This window comes from Mesorhizobium sp. M7A.T.Ca.US.000.02.2.1, assembly GCF_003996995.1.
Taxonomy (GTDB): domain Bacteria; phylum Pseudomonadota; class Alphaproteobacteria; order Rhizobiales; family Rhizobiaceae; genus Mesorhizobium.
This window is the reverse complement of record NZ_RZTT01000538.1, coordinates 1-3,429: the sequence shown is the minus strand read 5'-3', so window position 1 is coordinate 3,429 and position 3,429 is coordinate 1. Positions and strand designations below refer to the sequence as shown.

The 3,429-nt window shown below is 65.0% G+C and carries 2 protein-coding genes; one reads left to right on the top strand and one right to left on the bottom strand.

Annotation, left to right across the window (positions count from 1 at the left end; genetic code table 11):
* Nucleotides 1-1,658 (bottom strand): DEAD/DEAH box helicase (locus tag EOD15_RS31085; protein ID WP_148129721.1); only part of this gene is annotated, 1,658 nt, incomplete at its 3' end.
* Between the two features lie 438 nt (nt 1,659-2,096).
* Between EOD15_RS31085 and EOD15_RS31075 the strand changes: the two genes are divergently transcribed.
* Nucleotides 2,097-3,131, top strand: coding sequence for an aspartate-semialdehyde dehydrogenase (locus EOD15_RS31075; protein ID WP_127409155.1), 1,035 nt, complete (start codon nt 2,097-2,099; stop codon nt 3,129-3,131).
* The last annotated feature ends 298 nt before the right edge of the window (nt 3,132-3,429 follow it).

Below are 3,429 nucleotides of genomic sequence, written 5' to 3'. Positions count from 1 at the left end.
TAGCCGGCGCGTGAAAGATCGGGCGTACCGTCGAGCCGCTTCACCAGGATGTTGCCTTGCAGCTTGCGGTCGGGACCGATCGCGGCCAGGAAGCGGTCGGCCCAGTCGGCTGATATCTGCACGTAGGTCTCTTCCGGCTGCATCTTGATGGCGCCGATCTCGCGCTTCGAGATGCTGCCGGTGCGGCACAGCATCGGGATCAGCCAACGTGGCTCGGCATTCTGCCGGCGCCCGATCGACAGCGAGAACCAGACGCTGTCACCGAAATCGTCGCGGCGGCTGGGCGCCTCGTCGCGGCGCGCGAAACCTTCGCCCGCCGGTCTTTCACGCGACGGCGTGAAGGGCGCGATCTCCATGAGGTCCTCGGGCGCCGAGCGACTGGCGCGGCACTGGCGCACGAAGGCAGCGGCCACCTGTTCGGCGCCATGTCTGGCGAGGAGCGCGTCGATGAAACCGCGTTCGTCGTCCCTCACCGGCTCGTCGAAAACCGGATCGGCCAGGATGCGCTCGTCGTCGCGCCGCATCACGTCGTCGGCCGAGGGCGGGCTCGCCCATGTCGCCTTGAGGCCGGCGTTCTGCAGCAGCCGCTCGGTGCGCTTGCGGGCGCTGTTGGGAACGATCAGCGCGCTGACGCCCTTGCGCCCGGCGCGACCGGTGCGGCCGCTGCGGTGTAGCAGCGTTTCCGGATTGGTCGGCAGATCGGCGTGGATGACCAGCTCGAGATTGGGCAGATCGATGCCGCGCGCCGCGACATCGGTGGCGATGCAGACTTTTGCGCGGCCGTCGCGCATTGCCTGCAAGGCATGGCTGCGCTCGTTCTGGCTGAGCTCGCCCGAAAGCGCCACGACGGAGAAGTTGCGGTTGTTGAAGCGTGCGGTCAGATGATTGACGGCGGCACGCGTGTTGCAGAACACCAGCGCGTTCTTGGCTTCGTAATAGCGCAGCACGTTGATGATGGCGTTCTCGCGGTCGGGCTGGGCGACGCTCAGCGCCCGGTATTCGATGTCGAGATGCTGCTTCTCCTCGCCGGCCGCCGAAATGCGCACCGCATCGCGCTGGTAGCCCTGGGCGAGCGTGGCGATCGAGCGCGGCACGGTGGCCGAGAACATCAGCGTGCGGCGTTCGGCCGGAGCCGCGTCGAGGATGAATTCGAGGTCCTCGCGAAAGCCGAGATCGAGCATCTCGTCGGCCTCGTCGAGCACCACCGCCTTCAGCGCCGACATGTCGAGCGAGCGCCGGGTGATGTGGTCGCGCAGCCGGCCGGGCGTGCCGACGACGATATGGGCGCCACGCTCCAGCACACGCCGCTCCGAGCGCATGTCCATGCCGCCGACGCAGGACGCCACGGTTGCGCCGGTCAGTTCGTAGAGCCATTCCAGCTCGCGCGTCACCTGCAAGGCGAGTTCGCGCGTCGGCGCCACCGCCAGCGCCAGCGGTGCGGCGGCGTGGCCGAAGCGCTCCGCGCCCTCAAGCAGGGTCGGCGCCAGTGCGAGGCCGAAGGCCACCGTCTTGCCGGAGCCTGTCTGCGCCGAAACCAGCGCATCGGCCTCGCCGAGTTCCGGCGCCACAACCGCCTTCTGGACGGGCGTCAGCTCGGAATAGCCGCGTTTTTCCAGCGCCCTTGCCAGCGCGGGAACGAGTGCATCGAAGTTGGACATCTTACTCTTTCGGAATTCGGATTCTTATATGCCCAGCAATGGGCCTGTCTTCGGCGGGCGTCGGGACGCTCCATGAGCCGGATGGTCATGCCGTTCGTACTTCGTGCCGCCGCCATTGTACAGGGCAACAGGACGCTCATCGCAATTGACTCTTGACGCAAACCGCGTAAAAGCCCGCTTTGAACGGGATCGTTTTTCGATGCGCGGCCTTTTGATGGCTCTTCTTGCATTCGATGCCCCCAGCCTCAATGCACATCATTGGGCCGGGCGCGTCGGCGCGTCCCCTCGTTCCAGCAAAACTATGGCCAAAACCACCACCAAAACGGTGTGACTCCCTTGGCCTAACCACCCTCTCCCGGGTTCGGCCCGGGGGACGGAACCCGCATCGGCCAGCGGGTTTCTCCAAAAACCAAGCGGAGAGGGACAGGAGATTTTTCGATGAGTTTCAAGGTAGCGATCGTCGGCGCCACGGGCAATGTGGGCCGGGAAATGCTCAACATACTGGAAGAGCGCGGCTTTCCGGTAAGCGAAGTCGTGGCGCTGGCGTCGCGGCGCAGCCAGGGCACGGAAGTGTCGTTCGGCGACCGCACGCTGAAGGTGAAGACGCTCGACCAGTATGATTTTTCCGACGCCGACATCTGCATCATGTCGGCCGGCGGCAGCGTCTCCAAGGAATGGTCGCCGAAGATCGGCAAGCAGGGCTGCGTCGTCATCGATAATTCGTCGGCCTTCCGCTACGATCAGGACGTGCCGCTGATCGTGCCGGAAGTGAACCCGGACGCGATCTCGCTGTTCACGCGCAAGAACATCATCGCCAACCCGAACTGCTCGACGGCGCAGCTGGTGGTGGCATTGAAGCCGCTGCACGATTTCGCCACCATCAAGCGCATCGTCGTCGCCACCTATCAATCGGTATCCGGCGCCGGCAAGGAAGGCATGGACGAGCTGTTCACGCAGACCCGCGCGGTCTTCGTCGCCGATGGCGTCGAGGTCAAGAAGTTCACCAAGCGCATCGCCTTCAACGTCATCCCGCACATCGACGTGTTCCTCGACGACGGCTCTACCAAGGAAGAGTGGAAGATGGTCGCCGAGACCAAGAAGATGCTCGACCCCAAGATCAAGTTGACGGCGACCTGCGTGCGCGTGCCGGTGTTCATCGGCCATTCGGAAGCGGTCAACATCGAGTTCGAAAAGCCGATCACCGCCGACGAGGCGCGCGATATTCTTCGGGAAGCCCCGGGCTGCCAGGTCTTGGACAAGCGCGAGGACGGGGGCTACATCACGCCGCTGGAATCGGCCGGCGAGGACGCCACCTTCATCTCGCGCATCCGCGAGGATTCGACCATCGACAATGGCCTGTCGATGTGGATCGTCTCCGACAATCTGCGCAAGGGCGCCGCACTCAACGCGGTGCAGATCGCCGAGCTTTTGGTCGAGCGCGGCCTGATCCAGCCGAAGAAGAAGGCGGCCTGACGGCCGTTTAGTTTTCGCTCACGGGCCGTATCGCCGCTGCCGCGGCGGGCCCTCCGCGGGGGCGCCGAACGATCGGCGGCCCGCGGTCGCGGGCTCGGCCTTTGGCCGTTAGCTCCCTTCTCCCCGTTTACGGCAGGGCTATCGCATATGGATTCTTGCGAAGAAGGACCCCCACCCTAGCCCTCCCCACAAGGGGGAGGGAACGCTGCCGCGTGCCTCTAATTCTTCTTTGGCGCCGAAAAGACAGGCGATTCGCCTAGGTCAGCACCAACGGAAGTCCTCCCTCCCCCTGGTGGGG

Bases quoted from the DNA above. Each gene is read 5' to 3' on its own strand.
- EOD15_RS31075 (WP_127409155.1), top strand. From the start codon at position 2,097: ATGAGTTTCAAGGTAGCGATCGTCGGCGCCACGGGCAATGTGGGCCGG.